This is a genomic window from Scandinavium sp. NPDC088450 (genome assembly GCF_044900545.1).
GTDB lineage: Bacteria > Pseudomonadota > Gammaproteobacteria > Enterobacterales > Enterobacteriaceae > Scandinavium.
The window spans coordinates 132,202-148,911 of sequence record NZ_JBJDNI010000002.1; the positions used below are offsets into that span (position 1 = coordinate 132,202).

The 16,710-nt window shown below is 55.4% G+C and carries 14 protein-coding genes and 1 pseudogene; 7 read left to right on the plus strand and 8 right to left on the minus strand.

Annotated elements, in window-relative coordinates; all coding sequences use genetic code 11:
- Nucleotides 1-4 precede the first annotated feature (4 nt).
- The 3 genes from mtlR to ACI2I2_RS03255 all read right to left on the minus strand — a co-directional run bounded on the left by mtlR (nucleotide 5) and on the right by ACI2I2_RS03255 (nucleotide 3,892).
- Nucleotides 5-595, minus strand: coding sequence for a mannitol operon repressor MtlR (mtlR, locus tag ACI2I2_RS03245; protein ID WP_404656730.1), 591 nt, complete (start codon nucleotides 593-595; stop codon nucleotides 5-7).
- On the minus strand, nucleotides 595-1,758 hold the full coding sequence (gene mtlD / locus ACI2I2_RS03250) for a mannitol-1-phosphate 5-dehydrogenase (protein ID WP_404656594.1): 1,164 nt from the start codon (nucleotides 1,756-1,758) through the stop codon (nucleotides 595-597). The genes mtlR and mtlD overlap by 1 nt, the downstream gene beginning before the upstream one ends.
- A 214-nt stretch (nucleotides 1,759-1,972) precedes the next feature.
- Nucleotides 1,973-3,892 (minus strand): PTS mannitol transporter subunit IICBA, encoded by a 1,920-nt coding sequence (locus ACI2I2_RS03255; RefSeq protein WP_404656595.1) that lies wholly within the window; start codon nucleotides 3,890-3,892, stop codon nucleotides 1,973-1,975.
- A 532-nt stretch (nucleotides 3,893-4,424) separates the two neighbouring features.
- On the opposite strand from ACI2I2_RS03255, the gene ACI2I2_RS03260 reads away from it, so the two are divergent.
- The 5 genes from ACI2I2_RS03260 (at nucleotide 4,425) to selB (ending at nucleotide 9,931) form a co-directional block, all read left to right on the plus strand.
- Nucleotides 4,425-4,793, plus strand: a complete 369-nt coding sequence (locus ACI2I2_RS03260) for a DUF3302 domain-containing protein (RefSeq protein ID WP_404656596.1) — start codon at nucleotides 4,425-4,427, stop codon at nucleotides 4,791-4,793.
- A 2-nt stretch (nucleotides 4,794-4,795) separates the two neighbouring features.
- Nucleotides 4,796-5,932 (plus strand): HlyD family secretion protein, encoded by a 1,137-nt coding sequence (locus tag ACI2I2_RS03265; RefSeq protein ID WP_404656597.1) that lies wholly within the window; start codon nucleotides 4,796-4,798, stop codon nucleotides 5,930-5,932.
- A 61-nt stretch (nucleotides 5,933-5,993) separates the two neighbouring features.
- Entirely contained in the window at nucleotides 5,994-6,602 is a 609-nt protein-coding gene (locus ACI2I2_RS03270) for a glutathione S-transferase (RefSeq protein ID WP_404656598.1), read from the plus strand.
- 93 nt (nucleotides 6,603-6,695) lie between these two features.
- Complete coding sequence (gene selA, locus ACI2I2_RS03275) at nucleotides 6,696-8,084, plus strand: L-seryl-tRNA(Sec) selenium transferase (protein ID WP_404656599.1); 1,389 nt, start codon at nucleotides 6,696-6,698, stop codon at nucleotides 8,082-8,084.
- Nucleotides 8,081-9,931, plus strand: a complete 1,851-nt coding sequence (selB, locus tag ACI2I2_RS03280; RefSeq protein WP_404656600.1) for a selenocysteine-specific translation elongation factor — start codon at nucleotides 8,081-8,083, stop codon at nucleotides 9,929-9,931. The genes selA and selB overlap by 4 nt, the downstream gene beginning before the upstream one ends.
- A gap of 39 nt (nucleotides 9,932-9,970) precedes the next feature.
- Here the strand turns inward: selB and msrB are convergent, their stop codons facing one another.
- The 4 genes from msrB to ACI2I2_RS03300 all read right to left on the minus strand — a co-directional run bounded on the left by msrB (nucleotide 9,971) and on the right by ACI2I2_RS03300 (nucleotide 13,880).
- Nucleotides 9,971-10,426, minus strand: a complete 456-nt coding sequence (gene msrB / locus ACI2I2_RS03285) for a peptide-methionine (R)-S-oxide reductase MsrB (RefSeq protein ID WP_404656601.1) — start codon at nucleotides 10,424-10,426, stop codon at nucleotides 9,971-9,973.
- A 255-nt stretch (nucleotides 10,427-10,681) separates the two neighbouring features.
- Nucleotides 10,682-12,220 carry a DHA2 family efflux MFS transporter permease subunit gene (locus ACI2I2_RS03290; RefSeq protein WP_404656602.1) on the minus strand — a complete coding sequence of 513 codons (1,539 nt, stop codon included), beginning with the start codon at nucleotides 12,218-12,220 and terminating at the stop codon, nucleotides 10,682-10,684.
- Nucleotides 12,221-12,230: 10 nt separating this feature from the next.
- Complete coding sequence (locus ACI2I2_RS03295; RefSeq protein WP_404656603.1) at nucleotides 12,231-13,409, minus strand: efflux RND transporter periplasmic adaptor subunit; 1,179 nt, start codon at nucleotides 13,407-13,409, stop codon at nucleotides 12,231-12,233.
- A gap of 15 nt (nucleotides 13,410-13,424) precedes the next feature.
- A complete protein-coding gene (locus ACI2I2_RS03300) occupies nucleotides 13,425-13,880 on the minus strand; it encodes a MarR family transcriptional regulator (protein ID WP_404656604.1) in 456 nt (151 codons plus the stop codon).
- 258 nt (nucleotides 13,881-14,138) lie between these two features.
- On the opposite strand from ACI2I2_RS03300, the pseudogene ACI2I2_RS03305 reads away from it, so the two are divergent.
- Together ACI2I2_RS03305 and ACI2I2_RS03310 are read left to right on the plus strand one after the other, a co-directional pair.
- A pseudogene (locus ACI2I2_RS03305) lies at nucleotides 14,139-14,325 on the plus strand (type II toxin-antitoxin system HicA family toxin).
- 17 nt (nucleotides 14,326-14,342) lie between these two features.
- A complete protein-coding gene (locus ACI2I2_RS03310) occupies nucleotides 14,343-14,750 on the plus strand; it encodes a type II toxin-antitoxin system HicB family antitoxin (RefSeq protein WP_404656605.1) in 408 nt (135 codons plus the stop codon).
- Here ACI2I2_RS03310 and ACI2I2_RS03315 read toward each other — a convergent pair whose 3' ends face one another.
- Complete coding sequence (locus ACI2I2_RS03315) at nucleotides 14,751-16,706, minus strand: glycoside hydrolase family 127 protein (protein WP_404656606.1); 1,956 nt, start codon at nucleotides 16,704-16,706, stop codon at nucleotides 14,751-14,753.
- Nucleotides 16,707-16,710 lie beyond the last annotated feature (4 nt).

Sequence of the window (16,710 nt, forward strand, 5' to 3'; positions counted from 1 at the left end):
CAGATTACTTCTGAAAGGCTTTTTTTAAGCTGATTCGGGAAATCAGCTCAGTGAGTGACAGCACCATGGTTGAGCGTACAACCTGCTGGTAGCGCTGCTTTTGCATGGCAAAGAGCTCGGCATCGCTGGTCTCAAAAACCGGCTGCGGCGGCAGGGCGGCAACACAGTGCAGTTCGCCAAAAGGGCCAAGAATTTCATCGTCCGTAAAGGCGTATTCATTGCCGTCGTGGTTGAGTTCTTCTCGCAGCGCCATCAGCAGTTCCGCGTCTTCATACTCTGCACGGCTGATAACGCCCAGGCCGTAGATAAGTTTCAGACGCACAGACAAATCGCCCAGCGGCCCTTCGCCGTCCAGCAACGGTTCCACTGCGTATTTCACCGCGTAATCGTCTTTGCGGAAGACCTGAAGCACCAGCATGTTGACCGCCTCGGTCAGTAACTCGACGGCGGTAATCAGGAAGCTTCGAACGGTTTTGCCAGCATTCAGACGCTCAAGCACACGGTTTTCAAAGGCCTGGGTTTCTTCCATTATTGCCTGCATATCTGACAATCTTTTGTTGAGGTGCTGCTCCACGAGCAGCACCGGGTCGTGCATCATTTGATCGCGTGATATGCGTTAACCGCCTCCGCGACCACGTCGCTGTTGGCATCCAGCCCGGAGACTTGTGCCAACGCGGCCTGTGGGCCTTTCTCTTCGATAAGCTGGGCCAGTTCCAGCGCCTGTGGATCTTCTTCGCTGCGGTAGTGCATCGCACCCGCAATCCCTTTCACCAGATTCGCATGCGGCAGGCCATATTCCAGCGTGCCGAGCAGCGGTTTAATCAGACGGTCACCCGCGCTCAGTTTACGCAGCGGCTGGCGGCCAACGCGCTCGACGTCATCTTTCAGATACGGGTTCTCAAAGCGACCGAGGATTTTCTGGATATAGGCAGCGTGTTTCTGCGCATCGAAACCGTAGCGCTTAATCAGCACCGCGCCGCTCTCTTCCATTGCGCCTTTCACCACGGCACGAATGTTTTCATCGAGAATCGCGTCGCGAATGGTCTGGAGACCTGCCAGCTTACCGAGGTAGGCGGTTATAGCATGCCCGGTGTTCAGGGTGAAGAGCTTGCGTTCCACAAATGCCATCAGGTTATCAGTTAATTCCATTCCCGGAATGGTTGGCAGGGTGCCTTTAAACTGGGTCTTGTCGACAATCCACTCGCTGAAGGTTTCTACCGTGACTTCAAGAGGATCGTTAGTGGCGGAGGCAGAAGGTGGAACAATGCGGTCAACAGCGGAATCCACAAAGCCCACGTGCTCAGCAACCCAGGCTTTGTCTTCTGCGGCCAGCGCTGCATCAACGTGCCCTTTCAGCTGAGTGGTACCGCGCACCATGTTTTCACAAGCGATGATGTTCAGCGGCGTAGTGTTGCCAGCGGCTTTACGTTTCGCCAGGCCTTTAGCGATGGCCGGAGCAATGCGCTCAAGCACAACCGGGCCAACGGCGGTGGTCACCAGATCAACCTGAGCAATCAGTTCCACCACATCATCGCCGATGCTGCTGACGGCATTCACACACGAAACGGTTTCAACCTGCTCATTCTCGCCAACCACGTGCACCTGATAGCTATGACGGGCATTCAGGGCATCAAGAACCACCTGATTCACATCGGCGAACGTCAGGGTGATACCCGCATCGGCCAACAGTTTGCCGATAAAGCCACGTCCGATATTACCTGCGCCAAAATGTAATGCTTTCATAGTCTTAACCTTCATCAATGTTTTTACCCGAGAGGGCTCGGGTGAGGAACTGCGGGATTTCCCCTCACCCGAACCCTCTCCCCGCAGGGAGAGAGTATCCCCGTCATACTTCAAGCCGCAGATGCGTTGGCTGTCCTCGCTCACCCCAGTCACTTACTAAAGTAAGCTCCTGGGGATTCTCTGCGGAGCCGCCTTTCTGCAACTCGAATTATTTAGGGGATAGTGTCCATTACGCTTTGTTACCCGAAATCAGGGCCAGCACTTCAGCCACGCTGTGGGTCGTCGCCAGGCGCTCGATAACAGATTCATCATCCAGAGCGTTGGTCAGGCTGGTGATAACGTGGATGTGCTCGTTATTACGCGCCGCGATACCAATCACCAGGCGGGCAATGTCGTCTGGCTCATCACCAAATTTCACACCGTCCGGGTACTGACAGAATACCACGCCGGTTTTCAGCACACGGTCTTTCGCTTCGATAGTGCCGTGTGGTACCGCGATGGACTCACCCAGATAGGTCGGGGTCAGTTTTTCACGTTCCAGCATCGCTTCAACATATTCCGGCTCAACGTAGCCGCCTTTCACCAGTTGCTCACCGGCAAAACGGATAGCTTCTTCTTTGCTGAAGGCTTTGCAGCCGAGGAAGATGTTTTCCGCGCCGAGTTTGAACAGATGGCTGTCGTCCTGCTCGAAACTGCCTTGCAGCGTTTCACGGACTTTCACTTCGTTCTCTTCGTGACGCTGTGCTGCAACCAAGCGCTCTGTCAGGCTGGTGTACAGGCCGCTGTCGAGGAAGTTGGTCAGCGAAATGTGCTGTGCCTGAGGCACCTGACGCATGGCGCGTTCGGTCAGATCACGGTGAGTGATGACCAGGTCTACGTCTGGTGGCAGGTTGTTGATAGCGCTGTTGGTCACAGAGATGTGGGTCAGACCCGCATCGGCGACTTTCTTACGCAGCACGCCTGCACCCATTGCGCTGGAACCCATACCGGCATCGCAGGCAACGATAATTTTGCGCACGTGGCTCAGGTCGTTAGTCACATCACCTGCGGTCAGCGGAGAAGCTGCGCCTTTGGATTCTGCTTTCATGTCCTGCATACGACGGGTCGCTGCTTCGATGTCGTCTTCTTCTTTCACTTTGCTGGTTTTCAGCAGGATAGAAGAAACCACGAAGGAGACCGCCATTGCCGCACAGATTGCCGCAATGTTAGCGAAGTACGCGCCTTTCGGGGTCATCGCCAGTACCGCCAGGATGGAACCTGGAGAAGCCGGAGAAACCAGACCGCCGTTCAGTACGCTCAGAGTGAACACGCCCGTCATACCGCCGAGGATAACGGCCAGGATCAGACGTGGGTTCATCAGCACGTACGGGAAGTAAATTTCGTGGATACCGCCCAGGAAGTGGATGATGGCCGCACCGCCCGCAGACTGTTTCGCACTCCCACGACCGAAGAACATGTACGCCAGCAGAACACCCATACCTGGGCCTGGGTTGGCTTCAATCAGGAAGAAGATGGACTTGCCGAGGTCATGAGACTGCTGAATGCCCAGCGGCGAGAAGATACCGTGGTTGATGGCGTTGTTGAGGAACAGGATTTTCGCCGGTTCAACAAAGATAGACGCCAGTGGCAGCATGTCGTGCGCAACCATGAAGTTAACGCCAGCCGCCAGCACTTTGGACAGCACTTCAACCGCAGGGCCAATGCCGAGGAACGCCAGAATGGCGAGGATCATCCCGATGATGCCAGCGGAGAAGTTGTTCACCAGCATTTCGAAACCGGACTTGATCTTACCGTCTACCCAAACGTCAAAGCGTTTAATCGCCCAGCCGCCCAGAGGACCGGCAATCATTGCGCCGAGGAACATCGGCATGTCTGCACCGACGATAACGCCCATGGTGGTGATAGCACCGACCACGCCACCGCGGTCACCGCCAACCAGACGACCACCGGTATAACCGATGAGCAGTGGCAGCAGATAAGTGATCATCGGCCCGACCAGCTTCGCCAGCGTTTCGTTCGGCAACCACCCTGTTGGAATAAATAATGCGGTGATAATACCCCACGCGATAAACGCGCCGATGTTTGGCATCACCATGTTGCTGAGGAAGCGACCAAAGCTTTGCACTTTGATCTTGATATCGGATGACATAAAAACACCCCTTCTTATGTTTGCTGTCGCGCAGGCCAAAGCCCGAGGTTTGTTGTTAATTGGCGGCAGAGGTAGCCGGACCCTGTTGATGATGCGAAATCTGGCACTGAATCGTTCAACTGTCCAGTTAGCACCCTTTGGTGTGATCTGAATCACGCTAATATAGGGTGGTGAGCGCTAAATGAAGTGATCGCCATCACAAAATGCCTGTGTAAAAAAAGTACTAAGCGCAAAAAATAGTCCCAACAAGGCTGTTAATGTGATGTTAATCACATTTTATGATGGTGGGTTTGTTGCTGATGTGTGATGTGAGTCACAAGATATTTTTCTTCAGACAAAGCCTGATGTGATCCAGGCCTACATTTGCCCTAACCCGTTGCCACCGCTGTAACTAAATGACAAACGGCGCAAGAAATAACCCGCTGTGGGCATAGCGAGAATAGCAAAGCCTTATTATGCTTGAGTGACAGTGGGAGAGGCGGTTCCCACCCGGGCACATTTCCTTTCCTTTTGAGCGTAATAAGAGGCAGCTATGTTTCTTAACTATTTTGCGCTGGGCGTGTTAATTTTTGTCTTCCTGGTCCTGTTTTACGGCATCATCGCCATTCACGATATTCCTTATAATATGGCCAAAAAGCGTAACCATCCTCATGCCGACGCGATTCACACGGCAGGGTGGATAAGCCTGTTCACGCTCCACGCTATTTGGCCGTTCCTGTGGATCTGGGCCACGCTATACCAGCCTGAGCGCGGCTGGGGGATGCAAAACCACATTTCTCCGTCCGGCTTGCCGCCCGACGCCAACCCCGACATTGATGCCCTGTCCAGACGTGTTACAGAGCTGGAAATGAAGCTGGCGGCCGTGCAAACGCCCGTTGAGAAGAACACGCCGGAGCAATAACCATGGATCTGTTAATCGTATTAACTTATGTGGCCTTTGCGTGGGTGATATTTAAGATTTTCCGAATTCCAGTCAATCAGTGGACGCTGGCCACCGCGACCCTGGGCGGCGTATTTATTGTCGCCGGTCTGATATTACTGATGAACTATAACCACCCGTATACCTTTACGGCGCAAAAGGCCGTGATCTCTATTCCCATTACCCCGCAGGTGACGGGGGTTGTTAGCGAGGTAACGGATAAAAATAATCAGCTGATTAAAAAAGGCGAGGTGTTGTTTGAGCTGGATCCCACTCGCTATCAGGCACGTGTCGACAGGTTACAGGCCGACCTGATCACCGCAACGCATAATATTGACGTGCTTAAGGCGCAGCTTTCTGAGGCTCAGGCCAATACGACCCGCGTATCTGCTGAGCGTGACCGCCTGTATAAAGACTATCAACGCTATTTGCAGGGCAGTAAGGCAAGGGTGAACCCGTTCTCAGAAAGTGATATCGACAACGCGAGGCAAAATTACCTGGCGCAGGATGCGATGGTGAAAGCGTCCGTTGCCGAGCAAACCCAAATTCGCAGCCAGCTGGACAGCATGGCGAACGGCGAACAGTCGCAGATTGCCTCGCTGCGTGCGCAGCTGACGGAGGCGAAATATAACCTTGATCAGACCATCGTTCGTGCCCCCAGTAATGGCTATGTCACCCAGGTGCTGATTCGCCCAGGTACCTATGCTGCAGCGCTGCCGCTGCGTCCGGTGATGGTCTTCATTCCAGAACAGAAGCGCCAGATTGTGGCCCAGTTCCGGCAGAATTCCCTGCTGCGTTTGAAACCGGGTGATGAGGCTGAAGTGGTGTTTAACGCCTTACCCGGTCAGGTGTTCAGCGGCAAGCTGACCAGTATCCTGCCCGTGGTGCCAGGCGGGTCTTATCAGGCCCAAGGGGCGCTGCAATCCTTAACGGTGGTACCGGGGACGGATGGCGTGCTTGCGACAATTGAGCTGGCTCCGAATGCCGATGTTGACGCGTTGCCGGACGGTATTTACGCCCAGGTGGCGGTCTATTCCGACCACTTCTCTCACGTTTCCGTGATGCGCAAAGTGCTGCTTCGCATGACCAGCTGGATGCACTACCTGTATCTCGATCATTAACCTGAATTTTTACGTCGCCTGCGCCATACTGATATTTTTGCTGAATATCAGGGAGCAGGAGATGAAACTGATCGGGAGTTACACTAGCCCGTTTGTGCGTAAAATTTCGGTGATCTTGCTGGAAAAGGGGATCACCTTCGAGTTTATCAACGAGATGCCTTATAACGCTGTCAACGGCGTGGCGCAGTACAATCCGCTCGGTAAAGTGCCCGCGCTGGTCACGGACGATGGCGAGTGCTGGTACGATTCGCCGATTATCGCCCAGTATATTGAGCAACTGAATATTGCTCCGGCGCTGGTGCCGCGTGATGCCAAAGCCGCCCTGCAACTGCGCCAGCTTGAAGCACTGGCCGACGGCATTATGGATGCGGGTCTGGTGTCCGTTCGTGAACAGGCGCGCCCGGCGGCGCAGCAGTCGCCGGAAGAACTGGTGCGCCAACGTGAGAAAATCAGCCGAGGGCTGGATGCGTTGGAAAGTTATGTAGCGGACGGCACGTTGAAAGCGGACGAGCTGAACCTGGCGACCATCGCCACGGCCTGTGCTGTGGGTTATCTCAATTTCCGCCACGTCTCGCCAGGCTGGTGCGCGACACGCCCCCATTTGGTCAAACTGGTCGAGACGTTGTTCCAGCGAGACAGTTTTGCCCGCACAGAACCGCCAAAAGCGTAACGCGATCAATAACTCTCGGGTCCAAAAAACAGTACAATTCCTGCACGTTGATACCCCTCTCCCGTCGGGAGGGGGCAAACCACAGGCAAATTCATGACCACCGAAACTCCTTCGCTGTTCAGTCAACTTCCCGCCACGGACCGCTTGTTGCGCGATCCGGCGTTTCTTCCTCTTATTGAGCATTTCGGCCACAGCCAGCTTGTCGCAGTATTGCGTCAGATGCAGGACGAAGCGCGCACCAGCATCCGTGAACACAATGTCCTGCCGGAGTGGTGCCAGAACTGGCATCAGGCGGCAGAAGCGCGCCTGACTGGAAATACGCAGAGCAAGCTGCGCCCGGTCATTAACCTCACCGGCACGGTGCTGCACACCAATCTGGGGCGAGCTTTACAGTCGGAAGCGGCTGTTGCGGCGGTGAGTGAAGTCATGCGCTCGCCCGTCACGCTGGAATACTCGTTAGATGGCGCCGGACGTGGGCATCGTGATAGCGCGCTGGCTGAATTGCTGTGCCGTCTGACGGGCGCTGAAGACGCCTGTATCGTGAATAACAACGCCGCTGCGGTGCTGTTAATGCTGGCGGCAACGGCAAACGGTAAAGAAGTGGTGGTTTCACGTGGCGAGCTGGTGGAGATTGGCGGCGCGTTCCGCATTCCTGATGTCATGCGTCAGGCGGGCTGCACGCTGCACGAAGTGGGCACCACCAACCGCACTCACGCCCGTGATTACGTGAATGCCATCCACGACAACACGGGCTTGCTGATGAAAGTTCACACCAGCAACTACAGCATTGAAGGCTTCACCAAAGCGGTTGATGAAGCCGAACTGGCCTCCATCGGGCTGGAGAAAGGCATTCCGGTGGTGGCGGATTTAGGCAGCGGTTCGCTGGTGGATTTGAGCCAGTATGGCCTGCCGAAAGAGCCGATGCCGCAGGAGCTGATTGCCAGCGGCGTAAGCCTCGTGAGTTTCTCTGGTGACAAGCTGCTCGGCGGCCCGCAGGCGGGCATTATTGTTGGCAAACGTGAGCTGATTGCGAAGCTGCAACAGCATCCGCTCAAGCGTGCGCTGCGGGCCGACAAAATGACGCTGGCAGCGCTGGAAGCCACTCTACGTCTGTATCTGCATCCTGAAAAATTACCGCAGGCGTTGCCAACCTTACGCCTGTTAACGCGCCAACAAGATGAGATTCGTGAGCAGGGCGAGCGCTTACTTGCGCCGTTGCAAGCGCATTTTCCTGATTTCACCGTGCGCCTTGAGCCGTGTCTGTCGCAGATAGGCAGTGGTTCGCTGCCGGTTGATCGCCTGCCTTCTCAGGCAGTCACGTTCACGCCGAATGACGGACGAGGCAGCACGCTGGAAGCGCTGGCAGAAAGTTGGCGACAGCGTGAATTGCCGGTTTTAGGGCGCATTTATGACGGGCGTTTATGGCTGGATTTGCGCTGCCTTGAAGACGAGGCGCGCTTTCTGGAGAGTGTGTTGAAATGATTATTGCCACCGCCGGGCATGTTGACCACGGCAAAACCACCTTATTGAAGGCTATCACCGGCGTAAATGCCTCTCGCTTGCCGGAAGAAAAAGCGCGTGGCATGACCATCGATTTGGGGTATGCCTACTGGCCGCAACCTGACGGCCGCGTGCCGGGGTTTATCGATGTACCAGGCCACGAAAAATTCCTCGCCAATATGCTGGCGGGCGTAGGCGGTATCGATCATGCCCTGCTGGTGGTGGCGTGTGATGACGGCGTCATGGCGCAAACCCGCGAACATCTGGCGATTTTGCAACTGACCGGCAAGCCGACGATCACCGTCGCCCTGACCAAAACCGATCGCGTTGATAGCGTACGTATTGCCGACGTTCGTCAGCAAGTCACCGACGTTTTACGCGAATACGATTTCAGTGAAGCCACTTTGTTTGAAACAGCAGCCACGGAAATGCGCGGCATCGAGGCCTTATGTGAGCACCTGCTGAATCTGGCAGAACGCCAGCACGCTGAGCATCAACGTTTCCGCCTGGCGATTGACCGGGCATTCACCGTGAAAGGCGCAGGCCTGGTCGTGACCGGCACCGCGCTGACGGGCGCGGTGAAGGTTGGCGATACGCTCTGGCTGACAGGCATCAACAAACCCATGCGCGTGCGTGGACTACATGCGCAAAACCAGCCGACAGAACAAGCACACGCCGGGCAGCGTATAGCGCTGAACATTGCCGGTGATGCGCAAAAAGAAGACATCACCCGCGGCGACTGGCTGCTGGTGCAACAGCCCGCAGAACCGTCAGAGCGCGTCATTGTTGAGCTGCAATGCCACACGCCGCTCTCCCAGTGGCAGCCGTTGCACATTCACCACGCCGCAAGCCATATCACCGGGCGCGTCTCGCTGCTGGAAAATAATCTGGCGGAACTGGTCCTGGATACGCCGCTGTGGCTGGCAGATAACGACAGATTGGTACTTCGCGATATCTCTGCCAGAAACACGCTCGCAGGGGCACGCGTAGTGACGCTGAACCCGCCTCGTCGCGGTAAACGTAAGCCGGAATACTTGCAGTGGCTGGCGCAACTCTCTCAGGTGAACACAGACGCAGAAGCATTCGATGTCCACCTGCAACGGGATGCGCTGCGCCTGAGTGAATTTGGCTGGGCGCGTCAGCTTAACGACGAAGGCTTAACGCCACTGCTTCAACAGCCGAACCTGCTGCGAGCAGGCGATAGCGTGCTGAGCGGCGCACTGAGCCAGCGCTGGCAGCAGAAGTTGATCTACGCCTTGTCCATTTACCACGAGCAGCATCGCGATGAGCCGGGGCCAGGCCGGGAACGTCTGCGCCGTATCGCGCTGCCGATGGAAGACGAAGCGCTGGTGCTGATGTTGATCGAGCAAATGCGCACCTCGGGGCTTATCAACAGCCACCACGGCTGGCTGCATCTGCCAGATCATAAAGCCGGATTTACAGACGAACAGGCGGCATTGTGGCAAAAAGTTGAACCACTGTTTGGCGATGAACCCTGGTGGGTGCGGGATTTGGCGAAAGAAACGGGCAGCGACGAACAGGTCATGCGCGTGACGTTACGGCAGGCAGCGCAGCAGGGGATGATTACGGCGATCGTCAAAGATCGTTATTACCGTAACGATCGGATTGTTCAGTTTGCCGGATTGATCCGCCAACTGGATCTGGCGCGGGGATCAGCCTGTGCGGCCGATTTCCGAGACAGCCTCAATGTGGGGCGCAAGCTGGCGATTCAAATCCTTGAATACTTTGACAGGATTGGCTTCACTCGCCGTCGCGGTAACGACCACCTCTTACGCGACGCGTTGCTGTTCCCGGCGGCAGAAAAATAAACGGCTAAAGGCGGCAGGTGAGAGGCCTGCCGCTTCGCGTTATTGATTCGCGTCGGCGTCAAAAAGGGAGAGATATTCCCCGTAGCCTTCCGCGGCTAAATTCGCTTTCGGGATGAAGCGCAGCGACGCGGAGTTAATGCAGTAGCGCAGGCCACCTTTGTCCTGCGGTCCGTCCGGGAACACGTGTCCGAGATGGCTGTCGCCGTGCTGAGAGCGAACTTCGGTGCGCACCATGCCGTGGCTTAAATCTCTGATGTTGCGAACATTGTCTTCCACCGGACGGCTGAAAGCAGGCCAGCCACAGCCGGAATCAAACTTATCCAGCGACGAAAAAAGCGGCTCGCCGGAAACAATATCGACGTACAGTCCTTCCTCAAAATGCTCATCATATTTGCCGGTGAACGGGCGCTCGGTGGCATTTTTCTGGGTGACGTTAAATTCCAGTTCGGACAGGGCCTGAACGGCTTTCGGGTCTTTTTGATACGGGCGGCTCATGGTTATCTCCTGGTTGGGATCGCGTCAGTGAAAACAAGTTAAGACTGACGTGGAGTGACAATCAGATAATCACGGTGAAGGGAATGACGTCAAATTCCTCACAGAAAAGTTAACAATGGCGGCCGGTGTCTGCCGTCCGCAGTGAAACCTTTGTGGCTGTTTTAACGTCAAAAATGCCGGATGGCGCTACGCTTATCCGGCCTACAAAATCTTTCGTAGGCTCGGTAAGGCGTAGCCGCCACCGGGCAGTGAGAGTTAATGCCCTGCCGCAGGAGCGCCCGGAGCGCCTGAACGGACAAATGGCGGACGGGTAAACCAGATAATCAGGATCAACCCCATAAAGCCCCAGCCGAGCACCCAGAAATAATCAATCGTCGACATCATGTACGCCTGCTGCGTGAGGTTCTGCTCAATCATCGCAAAATGCTGTTGCGTTGGGCCGCCCATCTTCTGCACATAATCCACCGCCGCCGGGTTATATTGCGACACGCTTTCCGTCAGATTTGCGTGGTGGAAAATCTCCCGACGCTGCCAAATCCAGGTGGTGAGCGACGACGCAAAAGAGCCGCCAAGCACGCGGAAAAACGTCGCCAGGCCTGAACCTTCCGCCACTTCATTGCCGTGCAGGTTCGACAGCACGATGGTCGTCAGCGGCATAAAGAAGAAGGCCACGCCAATCCCCATAAACATCTGCACGCCCGCGATGGTGCGGAAATCCACATCAGTAGTGAATTGCGCGCGCATCAGGCACGACACGCCCATCGTCAGGAACGAGATAGAGCACAGCAGCCGCAAATCGACTCTCGTTGCGTAACGGCCAATGATCGGCGTCAGCAACAACGGCAAGAAGCCCATTGGCGCGGCCGCCAGCCCAGCCCAGATGGCGGTGTAGCCCATCTGTGTTTGCAGCCACTGCGGCAAAATAATGTTGATGGCGAAGAACGCGGCATAACCGAGCATCAGCGCCAGGGTGCCAATCGCAAAGTTACGCTCCTTGAACAGGCGCAAATTTACGATTGGGTGGCGTTCACCCAGCTCCCAAATCACAAAGCTAATCAGGCTAATCGCGGACACCACCGACATCACGATGATCGGCATCGAAGAGAACCAGTCTTCGTCATTCCCTTTGTCCAGCACCACCTGCAGCAGCCCTACGCCCAACACCAGCAGCATGATGCCGATATAGTCGATAGGCGACGACTGCGTGGTTTCTTCCCTTCCTTTCAGCTGCGTCCAGACCACTATCGAGGCAAAAATCCCGATCGGCACGTTGATGTAGAAAATCCACGGCCAGGAGTAGTTATCGGTTATCCACCCGCCGGTAATCGGGCCGACAATAGGCGCGACAACGGTGACCATCGACAGCAGCGCGAGCGCCATACTTCGCTTCATCGGCGGGAAGATGACCAGCAGCAGCGTCTGACACATCGGGAACATGGGTCCGGCGAAAAAGCCCTGCAGCGCACGGAAGATGATCAGCTCTGTCATGCTGTGGGCAAAACCGCACAGGAACGACGTGAGCGTGAAGAACACTACCGAGGCAATAAACAGCCGCAGCTGCCCAAAACGGCGGGTAAACCAGCCGGTCAGCGGTAACGCGATGGCGTTACACACCGCGAACGAGGTAATTACCCATGTGCCCTGATCCGAACTCACCCCGAGATTACCGGAAATAGTGGGCAGCGCGACGTTGGCGATGGTGGAATCCAGCACCTGCATAAACGTGGCCAGCGACAGCGCAAGCGTCGCGAGGAACAAGCTTGGGGGCGTATAGGCCGCCTTCGGCTCAGACATAGCTTCTCTCTTAACGCTGGGCTACGGCGCTGCTGTTGTCATGAAGGATTTTCGCCACCAGTTTGTCGGCCGCTTCCATTGGCGTTTCATACACATCGGTGGTGAATCGCGGCTGATCGACGGTTTTTTGCGGCAGAAGATGACCATCCACATTGCGGATATCCACCTTCGCGTTCATCGACAAGCCAATACGCAGCGGATGTTTTTGCATGTCATGCGGGTCGAGCGTAATGCGAACCGGCAGACGCTGAACAATCTTGATCCAGTTCCCGCTGGCGTTCTGCGCAGGCAGCAGGGAAAACGCACTGCCGGTGCCGATGCCTAAACTTTCAATCGTGCCCTGATACTGCACATCGTCACCGTACAGGTCGGCATTCAGCGTCACTTTCTGCCCTAAACGCATATCTTGCATCTGGCTCTCTTTGAAGTTGGCATCAACCCAAACCTGATCCAGAGGCACGATAGCGAGCAGCGTAGTGCCTGAAGTGACGCGCATGCCGAGCTGCACGGCGCGTTTCGCCACATAACCGCTGACAGGCGCAACAATGGTGCTACGCGCGTTGTCCAGATAGCGCTGGCGCAGGGTCGCCACGGCCGTTTTGATTTCCGGGTGGCTGTCGATAACGGTGTCATCCACCATTGCCTGATTGGTTTTCAATGCCTGTTGTGCGGCAACCAAATCGCTTTGGGCGCTGGTGACGGCATCGCGATAGTGCGCCAGATCTTCCGCAGCAATGGCTCCGGTTGAGAAGATTTTGGCACGGCGAGCGTAGTCACTTTGCGCGGTTTGCAGGGCGACTCTTTTCGCTTCAACCTGCGCGCGGTAGTTATCTGCGGTGCTGTACAAGCCGCGTACCTGGCGCACGGTATTGGCGAGGCTGGCCTCAGCCTGCTGAAGCGCAATTTCAGTATCGCTTGGGTCGAGCAGAACCAGCGGCTGGCCTTTCTGCACATAATCGCCTTCATCTACGGTGACCTGAGTGACCGTTCCGGCAATCTGCGGTGTCAGCGTGACCTGATTGCCATTCACATAAGCATCATCGGTCGTTTCATAATAACGAGCGTACAGCAGGTACCAGGCCAGGCACCCGGCGGCCGCCAGAGTCAGGATCAGAAACAGGATCGCAAAATTGCGTTTACGTTTGCTCGGGCGTTTTTCAGGCGCCGGAGTGGTGTTTTCCATAGACATAGCGTGTGGCCTTAATTAGCGATGGGGGGCCGTAAATTCATCCGGCAGCATTTTGATCAGCAGTTCTTGTAACTGCCGGGATTCTTCAGGCGTCAGACGGGCGGTTAAGTCCGCCAAAATGGTGGTCAGGGCTTCATTCTGAAACGTATTGCACAGCGTTTGCCCTTTCTCCGTCAGGGCCAGAATCACCTGACGTTTGTCCTGAGGATTAGGGTGACGTTCAATCAAATCACTTTTCACCATCCGCTCAACCATTCGGCTCATCGCCCCGGTGTCCATCTGCAAGCTCTTGCAAATTTCAGCCGGGCTGGTGTTGCCTTTATAGATATTAATCAGAACCTTAAATTGCGGGGCGGTGATGCCGCTGCCAGAAAAATAGTGGCCAATAAGCTGGTCTTTAAACTGGTTTGCCAGATGAAAAAGCAAACCCAGATGCAGGTTTTTGTTTTGGGAAAGTGTGGAAGAATTCATGATAGCTGCCTGGTCAGTAATTAACTTTATGATTACTGCCTGGTCATCAATTGTCAAATTCTGTCAGCGTAAAGCACACAGATTGACAAATCAGAGGCGGGTCGCAAATGCCTGTGCAACGCCGCAGGCCGCTTAAGTTTCTTGCGCGTGGGTTTCAGGAAGGGGAATGTGCCGTTGTACCCCGCACGTCAAATCAGGATATCGTCTTGATTACTGATTTTGTGTGTATGGTGTGTATAATCATCTAAGGCAGGGAGCATGACCAGTGCGGATGTCATCGTGGTGCTGAGAAAGCATGGATGGTTCCAGAAGCGCGTGAAAGGAAGTCATCATCAATTCTGCCATCCTGAGCGTGCTGGGGTTGGTGACGGTTCCCCATCCCAGGAAAGATATCAAACCTGGTACTTTGGCGCAGATTTGGCGTCAGGCCGGGATTAAACCCTAATCCTCTGAGGAGCGATCATGTTCTATCCGGCTTATATCCATTCTGATACTGACGGCAGCGCCAGCGGTTTTTTCCCGGACGTGCCCGGATGCTACTTCGCCGGGGAGTCGCTGGATGAGGCATTTCAGGATGCGAGAAGCGCGTTAACCGCGCATTTCGAAACGCTGTGCGAAATGAATCAAGATATTCCCAATCCTGGGAGAGTGGAAGGCCATCTTGAAACCCATGCTGAGGACTTTTCTGGCGGGCAATGGCTGCTGGTCGATATCAACATGAATCAATTTGACGGACGTGCAGAGCGAATCAATATCACTCTGCCCCGCCGTCTGTTAGTCAAAATTGACACCTTTGTCGGTGAACATCCGCGCTTCAGCAACCGAAGCGCGTTTTTAGCCGAAGCAGCACGGCGTGTGCTGCTCGGTTAATCACCCCTCATTCACCCAAATACGCATTTCCCCTTCGCCGCGGTTGGCCCAACTGAACCACGGAATAAAGGTCAGGGTTTGCGATGTTGCTGAGGATGGCGAGCGATCATAGTGCCACAGCGATTGCTGTTCAGGATTTGCAGAACTCTTACGGAGCCCTTCGGCCTGAATCAGCACTTTGTGGGCAAAAAGACCTTTACCTTCAAAGGCGTTGAAGGTGGCGTTTTCAGGCAGCCAGAGGTTATGCAGTTCTTCGCCGTTATCGGCCTGCTCCAGGCAATAGACCAGCGGCCCGCGCTGAACGGCGACTTTTCCGGCCACATGACGCACCAAAGGATTGCCATAAACGCGGCGCACTGGCATGGGCAGCGTGAGCGTCAGGGTATCGCCTTCGTGCCATTCGCGGTTGATATGCAGATAGCCTTTGCGGATATCTTTCTTCACTTCGATGCCGTTCAGCGTGACTTGTGGCGCGTCACACCAGTCGGGCAGGCGCAGCGCCAGCGTGTGCTGCACCGGATTCGGTGAATCAATGGCGATCGTCACTTTATCCTGCCAGGGGAAATTGCCGCTGATGCGCAGGCGCAGCGTGTCGTCACCCACCGCCACTTCTGCGCTGTTGCCGACGTACAGGTTGATATAGAGCGCGTCCTCGCGTGGCGTGTAGATGTAATGGCCGAGCGATGTCAGCACGCGCGCGATATTCGGTGGGCAGCAGGCGCAGCCAAACCAGCGCTGGCGAACGGGTTTCACGTGATCGTAGATGTGGTTAAACGCCAGCGATTTCGGGTGGACTTCCAGCGGGTTCACATAGAAAAAGTGTTTGCCGTCCAGCGCCATGCCGCCCAGCACTGTGTTGTACAACGCGCGTTCCATCACGTCGGCATACTGGCTATCCGCTTCCATCTCCAGCATTCGGCGAGCGAACATCATCAGGCCAATTGAGGCACAGCTTTCGGCATAAACACTGTCGTTTGGCAGATCGTAATCGCTGCTGAATGCTTCGCCGCTGCTCTGTGAGCCGATACCGCCAGTGATATAGAGCTGGCGCTGGGCCATGTTATTCCACAACCGCAGGCAATTCTGGCGTTTGCCTTCATCCTGACTGAGCCGCGCCAGATGCGCCACGCCGGTCATCAGATAGACAAAGCGCACCGCATGGCCAATCGCAGTTTGTTGTTCAGCAAGCGGTTGATGTGCCTGGCTGTAAGGTTTGTCTTTTACCATCCACGCCGGGCCGTAAGTATTCCAGTACGAGGTCTTTCCGCGCTTTTCGTACTCGATATCGTAGAAATGGGGCTGCGTTCCCCGCTGTTCGACGAAGTATTTCACCAGTGTCTGATAGCGGGGCTCTTGTGTGACTTCATACAAGCGCATTAACGCCAGCTCGATTTCCGGGTGCCCGGGGTAGCCGTGCAACTGGCTTTCGCCAGGGCCAAAAACGCTGTCGATGTGATCGGCGAGTTTACACACGACCTCAAGCAGGCGGCGTTTGCCGGTAGCCTGGAAGAACGCAACGCCCGCTTCAATCATGTGTCCGGCGCAATAGAGTTCGTGGCATTCGGCCAGATTGGTCCAGCGTTCTTGCGGGGCTTTGACCGTGAAATAGGTGTTGAGATAACCGTCATCGCACTGCGCGGCGGCAACCAGTTCAATCACCTCATCGGCCGTTTTTTCCAGCTCTGCGTCTGGCTTTTGGCACAGTGACCACGCCACGGCCTCCAGCCATTTCGCCACATCGCTGTCCTGAAAGACCATGCCGTAGAACTCGCCCTGTTGCAGCCCGGCGGCGATACGGAAGTTTTCAATGGCGTGGCTGGGATCGGCTTCTGCGATGCGATCGTTAAGCGCATCCCACTGATAAGGGATCACGACATCACGAACCAGTTGCTGATACTGACCCAGAAACGGATCGCTGATTTTGAGCTTATGCAGGTCGACTTCCATCACAGACATAGTG